The sequence below is a fragment of the Herbidospora yilanensis genome (assembly GCF_001570565.1).
In the GTDB taxonomy this organism is placed as follows: domain Bacteria; phylum Actinomycetota; class Actinomycetes; order Streptosporangiales; family Streptosporangiaceae; genus Herbidospora; species Herbidospora yilanensis.
On record NZ_BBXE01000023.1, the window covers coordinates 88,496 to 108,680 of the forward strand.

At 70.2% G+C, this 20,185-nt stretch carries 14 protein-coding genes and 1 pseudogene; 14 read left to right on the forward strand and 1 reads right to left on the reverse strand.

Features of this window, described 5'->3' with window-relative positions; translation table 11 throughout:
* Positions 1 to 15: 15 nt before the first annotated feature.
* On the reverse strand, positions 16 to 2,106 hold the full coding sequence (locus tag AW273_RS17785; RefSeq protein ID WP_062349449.1) for an alpha-1,4-glucan--maltose-1-phosphate maltosyltransferase: 2,091 nt from the start codon (positions 2,104 to 2,106) through the stop codon (positions 16 to 18).
* 349 nt (positions 2,107 to 2,455) lie between these two features.
* Here AW273_RS17785 and glgP point away from each other — a divergent pair, with 349 nt between their 5' ends.
* The 14 genes and pseudogenes from glgP to AW273_RS17850 all read left to right on the forward strand — a co-directional run bounded on the left by glgP (position 2,456) and on the right by AW273_RS17850 (position 20,175).
* Positions 2,456 to 5,053, forward strand: coding sequence for an alpha-glucan family phosphorylase (glgP, locus tag AW273_RS17790; protein WP_062349450.1), 2,598 nt, complete (start codon positions 2,456 to 2,458; stop codon positions 5,051 to 5,053).
* A gap of 109 nt (positions 5,054 to 5,162) precedes the next feature.
* A complete protein-coding gene (locus tag AW273_RS17795; RefSeq protein WP_062349451.1) occupies positions 5,163 to 5,363 on the forward strand; it encodes a hypothetical protein in 201 nt (66 codons plus the stop codon).
* Entirely contained in the window at positions 5,363 to 6,205 is an 843-nt protein-coding gene (locus AW273_RS17800; protein WP_062349452.1) for a M55 family metallopeptidase, read from the forward strand. The genes AW273_RS17795 and AW273_RS17800 overlap by 1 nt, the downstream gene beginning before the upstream one ends.
* Positions 6,202 to 7,698, forward strand: a complete 1,497-nt coding sequence (locus tag AW273_RS17805) for a flavin monoamine oxidase family protein (protein WP_062349453.1) — start codon at positions 6,202 to 6,204, stop codon at positions 7,696 to 7,698. Before AW273_RS17800 ends, AW273_RS17805 begins: the two co-directional genes overlap by 4 nt.
* The gene (locus AW273_RS17810) at positions 7,698 to 8,210 is read left to right on the forward strand and encodes a YbaK/EbsC family protein (RefSeq protein ID WP_062349454.1); all 513 of its coding nucleotides are present in this window, start codon (positions 7,698 to 7,700) and stop codon (positions 8,208 to 8,210) included. Before AW273_RS17805 ends, AW273_RS17810 begins: the two co-directional genes overlap by 1 nt.
* A gap of 106 nt (positions 8,211 to 8,316) precedes the next feature.
* Entirely contained in the window at positions 8,317 to 10,680 is a 2,364-nt protein-coding gene (locus tag AW273_RS38675; RefSeq protein WP_083949842.1) for a serine/threonine-protein kinase, read from the forward strand.
* Complete coding sequence (locus tag AW273_RS17820) at positions 10,681 to 12,666, forward strand: serine/threonine-protein kinase (protein WP_062349456.1); 1,986 nt, start codon at positions 10,681 to 10,683, stop codon at positions 12,664 to 12,666.
* Positions 12,667 to 12,719: 53 nt separating this feature from the next.
* Positions 12,720 to 13,934 (forward strand): serine/threonine-protein kinase, encoded by a 1,215-nt coding sequence (locus AW273_RS17825; RefSeq protein ID WP_062349457.1) that lies wholly within the window; start codon positions 12,720 to 12,722, stop codon positions 13,932 to 13,934.
* Between the two features lie 154 nt (positions 13,935 to 14,088).
* Positions 14,089 to 14,871 carry an electron transfer flavoprotein subunit beta/FixA family protein gene (locus tag AW273_RS17830; RefSeq protein WP_062349458.1) on the forward strand — a complete coding sequence of 261 codons (783 nt, stop codon included), beginning with the start codon at positions 14,089 to 14,091 and terminating at the stop codon, positions 14,869 to 14,871.
* 13 nt (positions 14,872 to 14,884) lie between these two features.
* Positions 14,885 to 15,832: an electron transfer flavoprotein subunit alpha/FixB family protein gene (locus AW273_RS17835; RefSeq protein ID WP_062349459.1), complete on the forward strand. Its 948-nt coding sequence runs from the start codon at positions 14,885 to 14,887 to the stop codon at positions 15,830 to 15,832.
* Between the two features lie 325 nt (positions 15,833 to 16,157).
* Complete coding sequence (locus tag AW273_RS17840; protein WP_083949843.1) at positions 16,158 to 17,303, forward strand: cysteine desulfurase family protein; 1,146 nt, start codon at positions 16,158 to 16,160, stop codon at positions 17,301 to 17,303.
* Positions 17,304 to 17,876: 573 nt separating this feature from the next.
* A pseudogene (locus AW273_RS39350) lies at positions 17,877 to 18,026 on the forward strand (helix-turn-helix domain-containing protein); the annotation flags it as partial.
* A 36-nt stretch (positions 18,027 to 18,062) separates the two neighbouring features.
* Positions 18,063 to 19,055 carry a hypothetical protein gene (locus tag AW273_RS17845; RefSeq protein WP_062349461.1) on the forward strand — a complete coding sequence of 331 codons (993 nt, stop codon included), beginning with the start codon at positions 18,063 to 18,065 and terminating at the stop codon, positions 19,053 to 19,055.
* 163 nt (positions 19,056 to 19,218) lie between these two features.
* The gene (locus AW273_RS17850; protein WP_083949845.1) at positions 19,219 to 20,175 is read left to right on the forward strand and encodes an SAM-dependent methyltransferase; all 957 of its coding nucleotides are present in this window, start codon (positions 19,219 to 19,221) and stop codon (positions 20,173 to 20,175) included.
* Positions 20,176 to 20,185 lie beyond the last annotated feature (10 nt).

Below are 20,185 nucleotides of genomic sequence, written 5' to 3' on the forward strand. Positions count from 1 at the left end.
TGCAGGCTGCGATTTCTATGGGCGGTGCGCTGACCCGTGACGCAGCGTGAAGATGTGTGCGGGATTGACATGCGGATCGAGGCGCACGTAGTTGGCCTGCCGCCAGCGGTACGACTCGCCCGACAGCTCGTCGTCGACGACGAACTCGGCATGCCAGTCGAGACCCAGGGCCGGCATGTCCAGATAGACGGTGCCCTCGTGGGTGTTGTGTGGATCAAGATTGACGACCGTCAGCACGACGTCGCCTATGGCGTGCCTTCGTGTGGCCGTGTCGTAGGCGCCCGGCAGCCGCTTTGAGAAGCAGATCACGGCCGGCTGGTCGACGCTGTGAAACCGTAGATTACGCAATTCCTGGAGGGCCGGGTGGGCTCTTCTGAACAAATTCAGTTGCGTGATGAACGGCGCCAGGCTGCGGCCCTCACGTTCGGCCGCCTGCCAGTCGCGGGGCCGGAACTGGTACTTCTCGCTGTCGAGGTACTCCTCGCTGCCGGGGCGTACCGGGACGTTCTCGCCCAGTTCGTAACCCGCGTAGACGCCCCAGGTCGGCGACATCATCGCCGCCAGCACCGCCCGGATCTCGAAGGCGGGCAGCCCGCCGTGCTGCAGGTACTCGTGGAGGATGTCGGGCGTGTTGACGAACAGGTTCGGCCGCATGAAGTGGGCCGTCTCGTGCGAGAGCTCGGTCAGGTACTCCTCGAGCTCCGGCTTGCTGTTGCGCCACGTGTAGTAGGTGTACGACTGGTGGAACCCGATCCGCCCCAGCGTCCGCATCATGGCCGGCCGGGTGAAGGCCTCGGCCAGGAACAGCACGTCGGGGTCGGTGTTGCGGATGTCGCGCAGCAGCCGCTCCCAGAACGCCACCGGCTTGGTGTGGGGGTTGTCGACCCGGAAGATCCGCACCCCGTGGTCCATCCAGTGGCGCACCACCCGCAGGACCTCGCGGTAGATGCCCTCGGGGTCCTTGTCGAAGTTCAGGGGATAGATGTCCTGGTACTTCTTCGGCGGGTTCTCCGCGTACGCGATGCTCCCGTCGGCCCTGATGTTGAACCACTCGGGGTGCTCCTTGACCCACGGGTGGTCGGGCGAGCACTGCAGCGCCAGGTCGAGCGCGATCTCCATGCCGAGCTCGCGCGTGCGCGCCACGAAGGAGTCGAAGTCGTCGATCGTGCCCAGGTCGGGGTGGATCGCGTCGTGCCCGCCCTCGTCGGCGCCGATCGCCCACGGGCTGCCGGGGTCGTAGGGCTCGGGCGTGAGCGTGTTGTTCGGGCCCTTCCGGTACGCCGTCCCGATCGGATGGATCGGCGGCAGGTAGACCACGTCGAAGCCCATCTGGGCGACCGCCGGGAGACGCTTCTCGGCGGTCTTGAACGTGCCCGACTTGGGGGCGACGCCCGCTTCGACGATCGCGCCCTCGGAGCGCGGGAAGAACTCGTACCAGGAACCGAACAACGCCCGCCTGCGGTCGACCATGACCTTGTAGCGGACCGTCCGGGTGACCAGCTCGCGCAGCGGATGAGCGGCGATCAGGGCCTGCGTCTCGGGCAGTTGCGCGGCGGCGAACCGGGCCCGGGGGTCGACGTCGTCGTCGCGCAGCCGGGCCGCCATCGCCTGCAACGCGGCCCGGTGGCCGCACACGGGGTCTTTGGGCCGGGCCTTCGACGTCGTCTTGGTCGTCTTACGCGCCTTGAGCGGGACGTCCGGGCAGTCGGCGGCGCGGACCGCCTTGGCGGCGCGGTCGAACAGCCGCGCGCCCTCCTCGCACATCAGATCGGAGTCGAGCCCTCGCGGGATCTTGATGCCGGCGTCGTGGAGCCAGGTCGCGATCGGGTCGCTCCAGGCCTCGACACGGTAGGACCACAATCCCTCCGCGGGCAGCGTGACGTCGACGCCCCACCGGTCGGTGCCGGGCGCGAGCTCCCGCATGGGTCTCAGGCGGCCGGGCACGCCGTCGGGGTCGAAGAGCACGACCCCGGCGGCCACCGCGTCGTGTCCCTCACGGAACACGACGGCGGTGATCTCGAAGGATTCCCCGGCGGCGGCCTTCGCGGGTCGCTTCCCGCAGTCGACGACGGGATGGATGTCCTGGATTGGGATTCTTCCGATCATCGTTTCTCAACGTAGCGACGGCACGCCCGGTACCGCCGGAGTCCACGGGGCAATTGTCGATCTTTGCTCTGTCTTGAGGCAGCACGAATCACAGCCCGCTGACCGGACCACTCGCTCGTACTGGAGTTGCCCTAATGCTCCCCCTTTACCCGCCAGAATGAAAGTCAGTCCGACGGGTCAAACCCGCGTGTCATCCACGGGTCCCCAGAGGTTCGTGCGACGTACACGTACTCACCGTCACCCCGGCCGTTCGGTGAGGTTTGAGCAGGTATGCCAATGGTGAGTTCGCACTGTGTGGCGCGAAGTTCCGGCCACATCCACCCCCTCCGATCGCCTAGGGTCTGGCCACGTGAGAGCTATACGCAGGTTCACCGTCCGTACCGTCCTTCCGGCCGAGCTCGCGCCGCTTGGCGAGCTGGTCCAGAATCTCCGCTGGTCATGGCACCCGGAGACGATGGACCTGTTCGCCGAGGTCGACCCCGAGGTCTGGGAGCGGGTCGAGCACGACCCCGTGGCCCTCCTCGGCGCCGTCTCGGCCGAGAGGCTCCGCGCCCTGGCGCAGGACCGGCGCTTCCTGCGCCGCCTGGCCGACGCCGCCGACGACCTCCGCGAGTACATGACGGCGCCGCGCTGGTACCAGACGCTGGAGGACGCGCCCGCCGCCGTCGGCTACTTCTCTCCCGAATACGGCATCGCCGCCGCCCTTCCCCAGTATTCGGGCGGCCTCGGCATCCTGGCCGGCGACCACCTGAAGGCCGCCTCCGACCTCGGCGTGCCGATCCTGGGCGTCGGCCTGCTCTACCGGCACGGCTACTTCACCCAGTCGTTGTCGCCGGAGGGCTGGCAGCAGGAGCACTATCCCTCGCTCGACCCGGGCGGCCTTCCACTGACCCTCCTCAAGGAGGACGACGGCGGCCCGGCCCGCATCCGCATCAGCCTCCCGGGCGGCACCGGCCTGCACGCCCAGATCTGGGTCGCCCAGGTCGGCCGCATCCCGCTGCTGCTGCTCGACTCCGACGTGGCCGACAACGACACCACCGCCCGCGACGTCACCGACCGCCTCTACGGCGGCGGCGGCGACCACCGCCTGCTCCAGGAGCTCCTCCTGGGCATCGGCGGTGTGCGCGCCATCCGGGCCTACTGCCGCATCACCGGCCACGCCGAGCCCCAGGTCTTCCACACCAACGAGGGCCACGCCGGGTTCCTCGGCCTGGAGCGCATCCGCGAGCTCACCGAGGCCCGCCTGTCGTTCGACGAGGCACTGGAGGCGGTCCGCGCCGGCACCGTCTTCACCACCCACACCCCGGTCCCGGCCGGCATCGACCGCTTCCCGGCCGACATGATCGCCCGCCAGTTCGGCGGCGACAACGCCTGGCCGACCGTGCCGGTCGACCGCATCCTCGCCCTCGGCGCCGAGCCCGACTCCGGCGACGGCGAGAAGGCCGTCTTCAACATGGCCGTCATGGGCATGCGCCTGGCCCAGCGGGTCAACGGCGTGTCGGTCCTGCACGGCGAGGTCAGCCGGGGCATGTTCCAGGGCCTGTGGCCGGGCTTCGACCTGTCGGAGATCCCGATCGGCTCGATCACCAACGGCGTGCACGCCCCCACCTGGGTCGGGCGCGAGGTCATGGAACTGGCCGGCAAGGAGCTGCCGACGATCGTCGAGCGCGCCCAGGGCTGGGAGGGCGTGCAGAAGCTCTCCGACGCCGACCTGTGGACCATCCGCGGGCAACTGCGCGCCAACCTGGTCAACGACGCCCGCAAGCGCCTGCGCCGGTCGTGGCGGCAGCGCGGCGCCTCCGACGCCGAGCTCACCTGGACCGACGAGGCCCTGTCGCCCGACGTGCTGACCATCGGCTTCGCCCGCCGGGTGCCCTCCTACAAGCGGCTCACGCTGATGCTGCGCGACCCCGAGCGGCTGCGCGCGCTGCTGCTCGACCCGGTCAAGCCGGTCCAGATCGTGATCGCCGGCAAGGCCCACCCGGCCGACGAGGGCGGCAAGAAGCTCATCCAGCAGATCATCAAGTTCGCCGACATGGAGGACGTGCGCCACCGCATCGTCTTCCTGCCCGACTACGACATGACCGTCGGCCAGTTGCTCGTCCAGGGCTGCGACGTGTGGATGAACAACCCGCTGCGCCCACTGGAGGCGTGCGGCACCTCCGGCATGAAGGCCGCGCTCAACGGCGGCCTGAACCTGTCGATCCGCGACGGCTGGTGGGACGAGTGGTTCGACGGCAACAACGGCTGGGCCATCCCGACCGCCGACGGCGTCGACGACCCCGACCGGCGTGACGAACTGGAGGCCTCGGCCCTCTACGACCTGATCGAGCGCGAGGTCGCCGACCGGTTCTACGACCGGGCCGCCGACGGCCTGCCGCGCCGCTGGCTGGAGATGGTCAAGCACACCCTCAGCTCGCTCGGGCCGAAGGTGCTGGCCGGCCGGATGCTGCGCGACTACGTCGTCGAGCTCTACAGCCCGGCGGCCGGCGCCGCCAAGGCGCTGTCGGGCGACGGCTACGCCCAGGCCAGGGCGTTCGCGGCCTGGAAGCTGCGGGTCTCGCAGGCCTGGCCCGCCGTCCGGGTCGAGCACGTCGAGACGGCCGGCATCGGCGACACCCCGGAACTGGGGGCCGCCATGGAGGTCAACGCCACGATCGCGCTGGGCGAGCTGCCGCCCGACGACGTCGAGGTGCAGGCCGCCTACGGCCGGGTCGGCCAGCACGACGAGCTGATCGAGCCCAACCACGTGAAGCTGACCGTCGGCTCGCTCGACGACGACGGCCACGCCACCTACACCGGCGTGATCCCGCTCGACCGGACCGGCGCGTTCGGCTATTCGGTCAGGGTGGTGCCCTTCCACCCGCTGATGGCCTCGCCCGCCGAACTGGGCCTGATCGCGGTGCCCGAGGAGCCGGCCGGCATGACCAACGGCACGCTTCGTTAAGGATCCACCTCCGGGACGGGTTCCCCCTGGCGGGGGGCACCCGTCCCGTGCGGTTATTGTGACCATTGGGTGCGGAACGTTCCTCGCATCCCGGCTAGGGTTTCGGGTCATGCGGCCCGTCCTCCGCCTCGTTCTCCGTGTGCTCGCCCCGCCCCGGCTGCGCCGGGCCGTCCGCGTCCGGGTCGACGCCCGGTACGTCACCCGGGCCGACCACGCGCAGGACATGAAGGAGGCGTTGTGGGAGATCCAGATGCTCCGCCGGGAGGTCGTGGCGCTGCGCCGTGAGGTCGATCGATTGCGGAGCTACTGATGCGGGTTTACCTGTCCGTCGACATGGAGGGCGTCACCGGGCTCACCGACCCCGAGGAGATGCACCACGGCGGCCGGGGCTACGAGCGCGGTTGTGAGTTCATGACCGGCGACGCCAACGCCGTCGTCCGGGGCGCGTTCGCGGCCGGGGCGACGCAGGTGCTGGTCAACGACGCCCACGGCTCGACCAGGAACCTGCGCGTCGACCAGCTCGACCCGCGTGCCACCCTCATCCGGGGTCCCGGCAAGCCCCACCGCATGGGCCAGGGCCTCACCGAGGGCTTCGACGCCGCGATCTTCGCGGGCTACCACGCGCGGGCCGGGGTCTCCCACGGCGTGCTCAACCACACGTGGATGGGCAAGGAGATCCAGAACGTCTGGCTCAACGGCGAGATCTGCGGCGAGACCCGGCTGGTGGCCGCGTACGCCGGGTTCGTCGGGGTGCCGGTCGTGCTGGTCACCGGCGACGTGGCGGTCTGCGAGGAGGCGCGCGAGGTGCTCGGCGACGTCGAGACGGTCGCCGTCAAGCAGGGCATCGACATGTTCGCCGCCGAACTGCTGCCGATCGAGGTGGCCCAGCGGAAGATCGAGGAGTCGGCCTTCACCGCCCTGAACCGGCTGACCGACTTCCAGCCTTATGCGATCGAGCCGCCGTACACGCTCGAAGTGGAGTGGAACAGCACCGCCATCGCCTCGGCCTGCGCGATCATCCCGGGAACCCGGCGCAAATCGGCAAGGAACACCGAGTTCACAACGCCCGACTACCGGGAGATCATGGCACTCTTCGGGCTGTACGCCATGATCGCCGGCCAGGTCGCGTGCGGAAGCGGTGTATATGGGTGACAGGTGAATTAAGCCGCAGGGCGCTGCTCCACGGGCTCGGCGTCGCCGGGGGAGCCGGCGCCATGCTGGCCGCGATGGGCGCGCTCGGCCTCGTCCCGTCGAGCCAGGCGAACACCTTCACCGCGCCCCAGCCGGGCGACTTCACCCTGACCGGGCGCTCGCCCAAGCGCGTCGTCATCCTGGGCGCCGGCATCGCCGGCCTGGCCACCGCCTACGAACTGCTCAAGGGCGGGTACGACGTCACGATCCTGGAGGCCGCCAAGAAGGTCGGCGGCCGGAACCTGACGATCCGGGGCGGCGACGAGATCACCGAGATCGGCGGCGTCACCCAGCGGGCCGCCTTCCGCGACGGCGGCTATTTCAACGCCGGACCGGCCCGCATCGCCCAGTGGATGATCACCATGGACTACTGCCGCGAGCTCGGCGTGCCCCTGGAGATCTTCGTCAACTCCAACGCCGACGCCTACGTCCACACCTCGGGGAGGTCCATCCGGCTGCGCACCGCCCGCGCCGACACCCAGGGCCACCTGTCCGAGCTGCTGGCCAAGGCCGCGAACCAGGGCGCCCTCGACGCCGACCTCACCGCCGCCGACAAGACCGACCTGCTCGACCTGTTACGCGAGTTCGGCCAGCTCGGCGAGCGGCTCACCTACGAGGGCGGCGAGCGCCGCGCCGACACCGGCCCGATCCCGTCGGTCGGCGAGGTGCTGGGCTACCGGATCCCCCACGCCCTCACCTGGGACCTCGCCCACGACCAGGCCATGCCGATGTTCCAGCCGGTCGGCGGCATGGACCGCATCGTCGACGCCCTGGTCGCCAACGTCGGCCGCCACCGCATCAGGACCGGCGCGCCGGTCACGAGGATCACCGACACCGGCCGCGAGGTCGTCGTCGAGCACCGGAACGGCTCCGTCCGGGCCGACTACTGCGTCGCCACTCTGCCTCCGCACATCCTGGCCCGCGTGCCGAGTTCGCTCCCGCAGGAGGTCGTCTTCCAGTTGGGCGGGGGCTTCCTCCTGGCCGGCGGCAAGCTCGGCCTGGAGTACGGCCGCCGCTGGTGGGAGCTCGACGAGAACATCTACGGCGGCACCAGCGAGACCGACCTCGACATCGGCCGCATCTGGTATCCCTCACACGGCTTCCACGAACGCCGGGGCCTGCTCGTCGGCTACTACAACGTGGCCGACCAGGCCGCCGCCTACGACGTCCTGTCGCCGGCCGCCCGCCTGGAGCGCGCGCTGCGGGCCGGCGAACAGGTCCACGGGCCCCGCTACCGCGAGGACCTGCTGTCGGGCGTCTCGGTCTCCTGGGCGAACCGGCCGCACATCGAGGGCATGATTACCGCCGGCCTCCAGGACGTGCGGCAGGCCCACGGGCGCGTCTACCTGGCGGGCGACTGGCTGACCGGCCTCGTGGGCTGGCAGGCTGGGGCCTTCGAGTCCGCGCGCAAGGCAGTGCTCTCGATCCACGAGAGGGCGCTGAAGGAGAACTGATGCTGGATTGGGCGCCCGCCGCCGACCACCTCGATCTGCTGGCCGAACCGGTGGCGAAGGCCGTACCAGACCTGAAGATCGACCTGCGGGCCACGGCCATCGACCCCGGCCTGGCCGACACCGCCGCCTTCTGCGAGAAGTACGGCGTCGCCCTCGAAGACTCGGCCAACTGCGTCGTCGTGGCGGCCAAGCGCGGCGGCGAGACCCGCTACGCGGCCGTCATGGTGCTCGCCACCCACCGCGCCGACATCAACGGGATCGTGCGGCGCCACCTCGACGCCCGCAAGATCTCGTTCGCGCCGATGGACGACGCCGTCTCACTGACCGGGATGGAATACGGCGGAATCACGCCGATCGGGCTGCCCGAGGGCTGGCCGGTCCTCGTTGACGAAAACGTGACCCGCCGCGACTTCGTCGTCATCGGCAGCGGGCTTCGCCGGTCCAAGCTGGCGCTTTCCGGTAGTGATCTCGTCACCGCCACCGGGGGAGAGGTGCTGTTGCTCACTTTGTGACCGTAGGGTGGGAAACCGTTGGACCAATCCTGCCGTTGTACAGGGCAGGAATGTGGCCTGATGGTTCACTCATGGGCGGTGTTTTAGTCGGTATGGTGCTTAAGGCATGAATCAGGACGACCGACTTGGCCCCTACCGGCTGCTCCGGCGGCTCGGTGAAGGCGGCATGGGCGTGGTCCACCTGGCCCTCGATCCTCACGGCAGGCAGGTGGCCGTCAAGGTGCTGCGCCCGGAGGTCGCCGGCGACGACACCGCGCGCCGCCGGCTCTCCCGCGAGGTCGAGACGATGCGGCGGGTCCGCAACCCCTACATCGCCGAGGTCGTCGACGCCGACGTGACGGGCCAGCGGCCCTACATCGTCACGCGCTACGTCCCCGGCAAACCCCTCGACGACCTGATCAAACACGACGGGCCTATGTCGGTCGAAGGCCTGCTCAAGATCGCCTACGGCGTGGCCGACGCGCTGGCGGCCGTCCACGCGGCCGGGGTCATCCACCGCGACCTGAAGCCGGGCAACGTGCTCATGCTCGACGGCGACCCGGTGCTGATCGACTTCGGCATCGCCCAGGCGGTCGACGCGACCCGGCTGACCCAGACCGGCATGTTCATCGGCACCCCCGGTTACCTCGCCCCCGAGATCATCGAGGGTCACGAGGCCGGGCCCGAGGTCGACGTGCACGCCTGGGCCGGCACCCTGCTCTACGCCGCGACCGGCCTGCCGCCGTTCGGCAAGGGCACGCTGGAGATGATCTTCTTCAACATCACGTCGGGCAAGGCGAACGTCGACGCCGCCCCGCCGGTGATCCAGTCGGTGCTGCGCGCGGCGTTCCAGCGCGACCCCTCGCGCCGGCCCCGGGCGGTCGAGCTGCGCGAGCAGGTGGCCCGGCTGATGCCGCAGGCCCGCCGTCCCCGGGTGCCCGACGAGGTCACCACGGTCCCCAACATCGACGACCAGACCGGCCAGCCGATCGCCGCCTTCGGCGTCGAGGGCCCGCCGCCCACGCCGCGGCCCCCGTCGACCGACCAGGTCAACCAGCCGGTGGCGGGCAAGGCCAACCCCCTGATCACGCCGGTCGTGCGCCGCCAGCCGACGCAGGAGGAGTACGTCTCCCTCCTGAACGACACCCCTTACGCCGGCCACCAGCCGCCGCCCGAGCCGCTCCCGACGAGCGACGTCCGCCCGACCCAGGGCCACCCGAACCGCCCGAACCCGGGCTACCCGGGACAGACGGGTCCCGGCACCGGTCCGCGCCCGGGACCGGCTCATCCGGGCACCGGCGCATCCGGCTATCCGGGGCAGACCGGGCAGAACGCCGCCCAGCAGCACGGGACCGGCCCTTCCGGCCTCACGGGCCGGCCGAACACCGGGCCGAACACCGGGCCGAACACCGGGTCGAACACCGGGTCGAACACCGGGCCCGCCGAGCCGACCGCGCCGCGGCCGGCCGTCAACCCGTCCGGCCCCGGGCACGTTCCCGGCCGGGGCGGCGGCGACCCGTTCCCGACGGTCCGCGTCACCGGCGACGACCTGCGCCGGGCCGGGCTCTCCGGCGAGGGCGACATCCCCACGCGGATGCCGGGTCAGCAGAGCGGCTGGAACGACGGCGACATGCCGACCCGCCGGGCCGGTCAGGGCGGCTGGGAGCAGCCGCGCGACGGCGACCTGCCCACGCGCCGGGTCCGGCCCGAGGAACTGCGCCAGTCGCAGAACCCGCAGCAGGCGTTCTTCGAGCAGCCCGCGGAGCTCTACGAGCGCACCCCGCAGGTCCACCAGCCCAAGCCCGCGCCGTTCCTCGAGACGCTGCGTGTGCCGCCGCCCCCGCCGCTGCACAACCCGAGCGCCCGTCCGGGCGCCATGTTGCAGCGCTCCCGGGCCTACGGCGTGGCGAGCGTGCTCATGCAGGTCGCGCTGCTCGGCGGCGCGGCCATCGCGCCGACGCTGGCCGCGCTCCTCGTCATCCCGAGCGTCATCCTGTTCCGGGCCGCCGACATCGCCCAGCCGCAGCTCAACGGCCAGCGGCAGGTCAGCGCGGCGGCGGGCGACGTGTTCCGGGTGCTCAACGAGCCCGCCGCGCTGGCCAGGTCGGCCGGGGCGACGCTCGGGCTCATCTTCTACGGCCTCATCCTCGGCATCCCCGTCACGCTGCTGCTGACGGTGCTCACGAACATGGACATCCCCGCCACTCTCGGCTGGGGCGTCGCGGTCGCCCTCTGGACGATCTGCGCCGGCCCGGCCGTCGAGGCCCCCACCCGCCAGGTACGCCGTACGCTGGCATCGCTGTTCCCCACCAGGGGTATGGCGATCGGGGTCGCGGCCATCGTGGGGGTGGTGGCGGTGGTCCTCGCGGGAGTCGCGCTGTTGTCGCTCAGTTCCGATATCCACACGGCAGGTTTGATCTGGGGTTTCGACCTGCCGGAGCTGACACAACGGCTGGAACAACTGCGGAAATCAGGACTAGGGGGGTCATAGGTGGCCACAACGGAAGCACCGGAGCGGATCGGTCCGTACCGATTGCTCCGGCGACTTGGCGAGGGCGGGATGGGCGTCGTCCATCTGGGGCTCGACTCCGACGACCGCCAAGTCGCCGTCAAGGTCCTCCACCCACACGTCGCATCCGACCTGAAGGCACGCGACCGTCTCACCCGCGAGGTCGAGACGATGCGCCGGGTGCGCAGCGGCCGCGTCGCCGCGGTGCTCGACGCCGACCTGACCGGCGCCACGCCCTACATCGTCACCCGGTTCGCGCCGGGCCGCACGCTCGAACAGCGGGTGCTCGAAGACGGGCCGCTCAAGGGTGACGAACTGACCAGGCTGGCCCGGGGGTTGTGCGAGGCGCTGGTGGCCATCCACCAGGCCGACGTCATCCACCGCGACCTCAAGCCGGCCAACGTGATGCTCGTCGACGACGGGTCGGGCACGTTCGAGCCGCTGGTCATCGACTTCGGCATCGCCCACCTCGTCAACGCCACCCGGCTGACCCAGACCGGCATGTTCGTCGGCACCCCCGGCTACCTCGCGCCGGAGATCATCCGGGACAGCGAGATCACCCAGGCCGCCGACGTCCACGCGCTGGCCGCGACCGTGTTCTTCGCCGCGACCGGCAAGCCGCCGTTCGGCCAGGGCACCTTCGAGGCGGTCTGTTACAACATCCTGGAGGGCAAGGCCCAGGTCGACGCCGCGCCCGCGTTCCTGCGCGGCTGGTTGCGGCTCGCCCTGGCCACCGACTCCACCGCCCGTCCCACGGCCGGGTCGCTGCTGAAGCTCTCGCGCGCCCTCGACCCGACGGTGACGGTGTTCAAGGAGGGCGGCACCGCCGTCCAGCGGAACCAGCAGCCCGACGGCACCCGCGTGCTCTCCGACGGCACCCGCGTGCTGGCCGACGGCACCAGGGTCCTCAACGACGGGACCCGGGTGCTCACCGACGGCACCCGCGTCCTCAACGACGGCACCCGCGTCCTGAACGACGGCACCCGCGTGCTCGACGACGTCGTGCCCGCGGCCCGGCGCGACGAGACCTTCTCCGACCTGCTGCCGCCGGTCAACTACGTCGCGCCCGAGCGCGAGCCCCGGCCGCAGAAGGAGTCGCGGCAGCGGCGTTCCGGCGGCCCCGCGCAGCCGCCGCCCTACGTCCCGGCCCACCCGCCGCCCTACCAGCCGCCGCCGCAGTTCGCGCCGCCTCCCTACGCCGACCAGCGGGTGGCCGGGTTCCCGGCGCCCCAGCAGCAGCGGCCGGCGCCCGCGCCGCCGCCCTACACGCCGCCACCGGCGCAGCCGCAGCAGGACCGGCCGCGATACAAGACCAGCCACCCCGTGATGGCGGCGCTGATGCTGGCGACGCTGATCGGCGCGGCGTGCCTGCTGCCGGTGATGGTGAGCCTGTTCGCGATCGTGCTGGTGTTGTGCCTGCGGGTCGGCAACTCGCTGATCGGCGACCTGAGCGAGCGCCGCTCGATCCGGGGCACCAGCAACTCCGACCCGATGCGGGCCCTGCTCGGCACTCCCTGGGCGCTGGTCAAGGCGGTGCTGGCGACCCTGATCCACGTCCCGCTGGGCATCCTGTTCGGCATCTGCGTCTGGGGGGCGTGCCGCTACCTGGGCGGGCTGACGACCGACGGTGCGGCGGCCTACGCGGCGGCGGCGTTCGTCGGCGGGCTGTTCCTGCTGCCGGGCGGGCGCAAGCCGCGCCAGGCGGTGCAGCGGGCGTTGGCGGGCGTCATCCGCAGTCCCGGCGCCGGCATGGTGGTCACCCTGGTCTTCGGCACGCTGGCGTTCTTCATCGTGATGACCGCGCTGTCGGCCGAAGCCGTCTGGACGCCCTGGCGGCCGCCGTCGGCCGTGATCGACGACCTGGTGGCCAGTCTCGGCAAGGGACAGGACACGGCGGTCAACCTGATCACCGGCCTGTTCGAAGACCTGATGAGCCAGATCGGACTGGGTTTCCTCGTCGGGAAGTGAGCCAGAGCCCGCGACGGGGCACGATGACTCGTGAATCCTGAAGGGAGCAGCCGGTGGAGTCGAGCGTCTCTAACGCCGGTCCCTACCGGCTGCTGTCGCCCCTTGGCAAGGGTGGGTTCGGTGAGGTCCATCTGGCGCTCGACGCCGAGGGGCGCACCGTCGCGGTCAAGGTGCTCCACCCCCACATAGTGGCCGACGGCTCGGCCATCACCCGGTTGTCGCGCGAGGTCGAGACGATGCTGCGGGTCCGCGGGCCGCACATCGCCGAGGTGCTCGACGTGTCGCTCGACGGCGACCGGCCCTACATCGTCACCCGCTACGTGCCCGGCCGGGCCCTGTCCACGATCGTCGCCGAGGGCCCGGTCAAGGACGACGCCGATCTGCTGCGGCTGGCGCGCGGCCTGGCCGAGGCGCTGGCGGCCATCCACGACGCGGGGGTCGTCCACCGCGACCTGAAGCCGGCCAACGTGATGCTGGCCGACGGCGAGCCCTATCTCATCGACTTCGGCATCGCCTCCGCGCTCGACCTGGTCTCGGTGACCGACACCGGCGCGGTCGTCGGCACCCCCGGCTACCTGGCCCCCGAGGTGCTCGAAGGCCGGGAGGCCGGGCCGCCCGCCGACGTGTTCGCGTTCGCCGCGACGCTCGCCTACGCCGCCACCGGCCGCCCGATCTACGGCCAGGGGCCCGCCCCGGCGGTCGCCTACCGGATCGTCCACCACGAGCCCGACCTGACCGGGGTGCCGTCGTGGCTGGTGCCGATCCTGCGCGACGCCCTCGCCATCGACCCGGCGGCGCGTCCGACCGCCGGTCAGCTGCTCGCCCGCCTGGGCGCCCAGCGCCCGGTCACCCCGGTGACGGCCGGCGCCCACCGCGAGGAGGAGACCGTCGAGCTGAAGGCCGCGGCCGCGCCGCCGCCCGACACCCGCTCGCCGGCCGAGATCGCCTTCGCCCGCCGCAGAGACGTCGTGCGGCGCCGCTGGGTGGTCGGCACCTGCGCGGTCGTCGGCCTGCTCGCTGCGACGGGCCGCGAGCACCTGCCCGAGGCCTCTCTCCTCCTTCTCGTCGTGTACGGTCTGGCGCTCCTCATCGACGCCATGTTCGGCCTGGCCGCGAAGGCGAAGGGGCGCGTCGTGCTCGACCTGTCGGCCATCGCGGGCTCCATCGTCCTCTGGTGGATGCTCAGCACGTTCTTCAGCACGTTTATCCTGCTGCTGGCCGTCGGCGCCGTGCTCTTCGCCCTGGGTGTGCTGGTGCTCGCGAGCTGACCACCCCCCGCCGCGCACTTCCAGAACATAGTTCGGTATGGTGAGGTCAAGTGCCCGGTACGCGGGGTTTGTGAGTAAGCTACCCGTGGGTAACAAATAGCCAGTCGTCCGCTGCGGCGTCAGCCGTCTGAGTACGGGAGGTCGGCCACCGGCCATGAACATCGTCGTCTGCGTGAAGCAGGTTCCCGACACCGCGACCGAGCGCAAGCTGCGGTCCGATGACAACACGATCGACCGCAGCGCCAACGGGGTCATCAACGAGCTCTGCGAATACGCGGTCGAAGACGCTCTCAAGCTGAAAGAGGCCCACGGCGGCGAGGTGACGGTCCTCACCATGGGGCCCGACCAGGCCACCGACGCGATCCGCAAGGCCCTCGCGATGGGCGCCGACAAGGCCGTCCACCTGTCCGACGAGGCGCTGCACGGCTCCGACGCCCTCTCGACCTCCTACGCGCTCTCCCAGGCGCTCAAGAAGATCGGGTTCGACGTCGTCATCCTCGGCTCCGAGTCGACCGACGCCCGCACCGGCATGCTCGCCGCGATGCTCGCCGAGCGCCTGGGCGTGCCGCAGCTCACGCTCGCCAGCAAGATCGAGGTCTCCGGCTCGGCCATCAGCATCCACCGGCAGACCGACTACGGCTACGACAAGGTCGAGGCCACGCTGCCCGCCGTCGTGTCGGTCGTCGAGAAGCCCGACCCCTTCAAGCCGCGCTACCCGTCCTTCAAGGGCATCATGGCGGCCAAGAAGAAGCCCATCGAGAAGCTCGGCATCGCCGACGCCGAGATCGACCCCGCCCAGATCGGCCTCGCCGCCGCCTGGAGCGTGGTCGCCGACTTCACCCCCGCGCCCCCGCGCGGCAAGGGCGTCGTGGTCAACGACGAGGGCGACGGCGGCACCAAGGCGGCCGAGTTCCTCGTGTCGAAGAAGTTCATCTAAGGGAGGGTTGGCAATGGCAGAGATCCTGGTGCTCGTCGAACAGGTCGACGGCGAGATCAAGAAGGTCACCCTCGAACTGCTCACCCTGGCCCGCTCGCTCGGCGAGCCGTCGGCCGTGTGGGCCGGTCCCGGCTACACCGACACCGCCAAGGCCCGCCTGTCGGAATACGGCGCGGAGAAGATCTACGTCGCCGACTCGGCCGACATCGCCGACCACCTGGTGGCCCCCAAGGCCGAACTGCTCGCCTCGCTGGTCGGCGGCCGGTCGCCCGCGGCGGTCCTGGTCGCCTCGACCACCGAGGGCAAGGAGGTCGCGGGCCGCCTGGCCATCAAGACCGACAGCGGCGTGATCACCGACGCGGTCGGCGTGGCCGAGGGCTTCGTCGCCGAGCAGCCCGTCTTCGGCGGCGGCGTGATCGTGCACAGCAAGGTCGCCAAGGGCACCCCGATCATCGCCGTGCGGCCCAACTCGACCCAGCCGGTGGCCGTTGCTGGCGCGGGCGCCGAGGAGAAGGTCGACGTCGCGCTCTCCGACGCCGCCCGAGGGGCGCGTGTGGTCGAGCGGGTGAAGGAGAAGTCGAGCTCCCGCCCCGAACTGACCGAGGCCGCGATCGTGGTCTCCGGCGGACGCGGCGTCGGCGCCGACTTCTCGATCATCGAGCAGCTCGCCGACTCGCTGGGCGCCGCCGTCGGCGCCTCCCGGGCCGTGACGGACTCCGGGTGGTACCCGCACGAGTTCCAGGTCGGGCAGACCGGCAAGACCGTGGCGCCGCAGCTCTACATCGCGGCGGGCATCTCGGGGGCCATCCAGCACCGGGCCGGGATGCAGACGGCCAAGACCATCGTGGTGATCAACAAGGACGGTCAGGCTCCCATCTGGGAGATCGCCGACTTCGGCGTGGTGGGCGACCTGCACAAGGTGCTGCCGCAGCTCATCGACGAGATCACCAAGCGGAAGTAGTCAGCTGCGGACGACGGCCGGAAGGGCGCCGGGACCTCGGTCCCGGCGCCCTTCCGCTTTGTCGTCGTCCTTGTCGTCGTCGCGGTGGGAAGTGGCGCGGCCGGGTGGCGTGGGGTGCGGCGGGAGGGGGCGGCGGCGGGGAGTGCCGGGTGGGCGGAGCCGTAACGGAACGGAGTCGGTTCTGCTTTCCACCACGTGAACGCGGGGTTTCCGGGGGCTGTCCGGCGGGCAGACCGATTCAGGTCGCCCTTACGGCCCGGGCCGTAGTGGGCGACCACCAATTCCCGGCGGTGGAGTCGGAGTTCACTGCGGATACGCTTGTTTGGTGCGAACTGCCTACCTGGATCACGCCGCGACCACGCCGATGGTTCCCGAGGCGGTCGCCGCGATGGTGGCGGAGCTCTCCCGGGTCGGAAACGCCTCGTCGCTGCACGCCGCGGGGCGCCGGACCCGGCGCATCGTGGAGGAGTCGCGCGAGACCATCGCCTGTGCGCTCGGCGCCCGGCCCAGCGAGGTCGTGTTCACCGCCGGAGGGACCGAGGCCGACAACCTGGCGATCAAGGGGCTGTTCTGGGCGCGGCGGCGGCCGCGGGTGCTGCTCAGCTCGATCGAGCACCACGCCGCCCTCGATCCGGCCCACTGGCTGGCCGATCACCAGTCGGCCCAGGTCGAACTGCTGCCCGTCGACGCCAAGGGGCGGGTGCGGCCCGAGACGCTGCGCGCGGCGATCGGCGACGACGTCGCGCTCGTCAGCGTGATGTGGGCCAACAACGAGGTAGGGACGGTCCAGCCGATCCACGAGCTGGCGGCCATCGCCCACGAGGCCGGGGTGCCCTTCCACACCGACGCCGTGCAGGCGGTCGCGCAACTCGACGTCGACTTCGCCGCCTCCGGCGTCGACGCGATGACGATCTCCGGGCACAAGGTCGGCGGCCCCATGGGGGTCGGGGCGCTGCTGCTGGCGCGCGGGGTCGATCCGGTGCCGGTGCTGCACGGCGGCGGCCAGGAGCGCGACGTGCGGTCGGGCACGCTCGACGCGCCCGCCATCGCCGGGTTCGCAACGGCCGTGAAGCTCGCCGTCGAACGCCGGGCCGCGCTCGCCGCCCGGCTGACCGACCTGCGCGATCTGCTGATCGCCAGGGTGCGGGCCGCCGTGCCCGACGTGGTGGTCAACGGCGACCTCGACGAGCGGCTGCCGGGAAACGCCCACTTCACGTTCCCCGGGTGCGAGGGCGACGCCCTGCTGATGCTGCTCGACGCCAAGGGAGTCGAGTGCTCGACCGGGTCGGCGTGCTCGGCCGGCGTGGCCCAGCCGTCCCACGTGCTGCTGGCCATGGGCCAGGACGGCGCGCGCGCCCGCGGGTCGCTGCGGTTCTCACTCGGTCACACGTCGACGGCCGAAGACGTCGAGTGGGTCGGCGAGGTGATCGGCGGCGTCGTGGAGCGTGCTCGCCGAGCGGGTCTTTCCTGAGGTCTACGGGGTCTTTCCTGAGGTCTAGTTGTGCTTTGCCTGAGCGCGCCGGTGTCTGGACAAACGCACCTTCGTAGAGTGACCTAACCGCGCACCCTCTGACCTGGGCTTATGTATGACCTGCAAGTGAAACCAAACCGTGACCTCGCGTGCTGCCTGGTGCGCGAGTCCGGGCATGCGGGCTGTTTGGCCTAGATGCATCGCGAGTCCTCGGGCGCGTGCCACACCTGCGCTGCTCCCGCTAGCTGCCCGCTCCGGGTCTATCGGACGGCGCTCAGTCAAGGATGGCCTCGCGTGCTCCCTTGCCCGGTGACCTTCCTCGCGCGCTGGTTGCCCTACGTTCACGGCCGTCCTTGACGGGTTCCGGCTGACCCGGACAATCGGGCGGCGGGTGCAGAGCCTACGGCGGCCATGCCCTGCGGATACTCACCAAGTGTCACCGAATGCCCCTGCAAAATGCCTGCTATGCGCCGTAGCCTGGAGGGGTCTACTTGAGGAAGGCATGGTGTCATGTATCACGGCAACGCGCCTACGGACCTCGGTGAGCGCGAGCCTGTAGGCGTCGGACGGCGAATGCGAGAACTGCGCGCACTTCGCGACTACTCCCTAGCGGAACTGGGTCGTAGAGCCCATGTTTCTACCGGTCACCTCTCCCGGATCGAATCAGGCGATCGATATGCGAGCCCGGCCGTGGTTGCGTCAGTAGCCCGCGCGCTCGGTGTCCCGGTATCGGTACTTCATGGTCAGCCGTACATTCAAATGTTGCAGCGTGACCAACTGGACGCGTTGCTGACTCCGATCAGTAGCGCGCTCGATAGCTGGGACATTCTGCCGGACGACGATTTGCCGAACGGCTCATTGGATGAGCTGGCGGCGAAGGTGTCACAGAACTCGCGTCAGAGAGCGGCCGGGGAGTTCGGTGCGGCGGCTGAAGCGCTACCGGAACTGATCGTGCTGACGGCAGTAGCAGTGCAGACCTACACCCAGCCTGGCGCTGACCGGGAAAGGGCTCACTACCTGCAAGCCGAGGTCGCGCGCACTACTGCGATCATCGCTTACCGGCTCGGCTTCATGGACCTGGCGCGGCTCGCCCTTGCCCGCATGGCCGTCGCCGCGCCGCAGTCGGGAGACCCGCGACAGGTGGCGATCGAGCGCTACGAACGGGCGCAGATCACCCACGCGGAGGCGTCCCGGCCAGACCGGGGCGTGGCATTGATGAAGCTCGCGCTTCGTGATCTCGGTGACGACGGCCAATCATCCACGGCTGCCGTCCGGGGCACCCTGCTCCTTCGCGCCGCGACCCTGTCCGCCGCTCAGCGTGACGACACCGCAAGTGAGGAATGGCTCGCTGAAGCGGATGCGTTGGCGACGTCGATGGAACGGCAGGGAGCGGAGAACGGCATCGGCAGGTACGCCCTGGCCTTCGGACCGCTGAATGTGGCGCTGGGCAAGATGGACGTAGCCATCTACTCAGAGGACCATGACGCCGCACTTCGCTGGGCGGAAATGGTTGAAATGCCTGATCACTACCAGCCAACCCGAATTGCCGGATTCCAAATTCGGCGTGCGGGATCATTGGCCTGGACCGCCAAGCATCTAGAAGCGCTTGAGGCGTTGGAGACTGCGCGGCGCGTCGCTCCCCAGCTCACGCGGTATCACCCGGAAGTTCACGAGACCGTCGGCACGCTACTTCGCGCCCGTCAGCGTGCTACCGATCAACTCAGGACTTTCGCTCAGTGGAGCGGCATTTAGCTTTATCAGCCAAGCAAGTCAAGAGGCTCTGTGTTGCCAAATCGCGCAACGCAGGGCCTCTTGCATACAAGGACGATACGAGCAGGCAAGGGAGGTAAAAGTCGGGACCCGCAGGCGGGCTAACGCCGTACGGGTCCCTTGATCGCACGTGGAGGTGCGACCCATGGGAGAGCATACGGGCGGGGACACAAGCGGCAAGCGGAGCAGCCTTGCCGAATTAGGTGGGCCTGATCTGTTATCCAGACGGGCAACAGCTCCCGAGAAGGCTTTCGAGCCAACGGTGCCCAACGTGGCACGCATCTACGACTACCTGCTGGGCGGAAAAGACAACTACGTGGCTGACCGGGCGGCGGCTGATCGGCTGCTGGAGCTGGTTCCCGACCTGCGGACACTGGTGTGGGAGAACCGGTACTTCCTGGGCCGGGCGGTCCGTGAGCTGGCGGAGCGGGGTGTTCGGCAGTTCCTCGACATCGGAAGCGGGCTGCCGACGCGCGACAACACGCACGAGATATTGCGGGCCAAGCTCGCGGAGATGTCGGTTCCTACGGAGCACGGCCGGTGCGTGTACGTCGACAATGACCGGGTTGCGGTGCTGCACGGCCAACTGCTGGCCAAGGCGGCGGGCGACGGCGTCGCGGTGATCGAACACGACCTGCGGCTGCCTACGGAGATCGCTTACGACCCTGCCGTGCGCGCCGTGCTCGACTTCGACCAGCCACTCACGGTCCTGCTCGTAGCGATCATGCATTTCATCGCGGATGACGAGGGTCCCGGCGAGATCCTTCGTGATCTCTGGGAGGTGGTGCCGGAAGGCAGTTACCTCGTTGTCTCCCACGCCTGCGCGGGCGAACTGGACGCGGGAACGGCCAAGGAGGCGGCCGGGGTGTACGCGTCGGCGTCGGCCGGAATGGTCCTTCGTACGGCCGAACAGATCGAAGCCCTGATCACCGGAGCGGGCTGGCAGTTGATCGAGCCGGGACTTTGCGAGGTTCCCCGCTGGAAGCCCGACCTCTACGCGCAGAGAAGCCCTGATCGGTCGGGGGCGGCGTTCCTCGGCGGGGTGGCGATCAAGCCCATGACGAGCGGACCGGCGGGCACGCAGGTGAACGACCGTGGGTAGGCACGGCGGC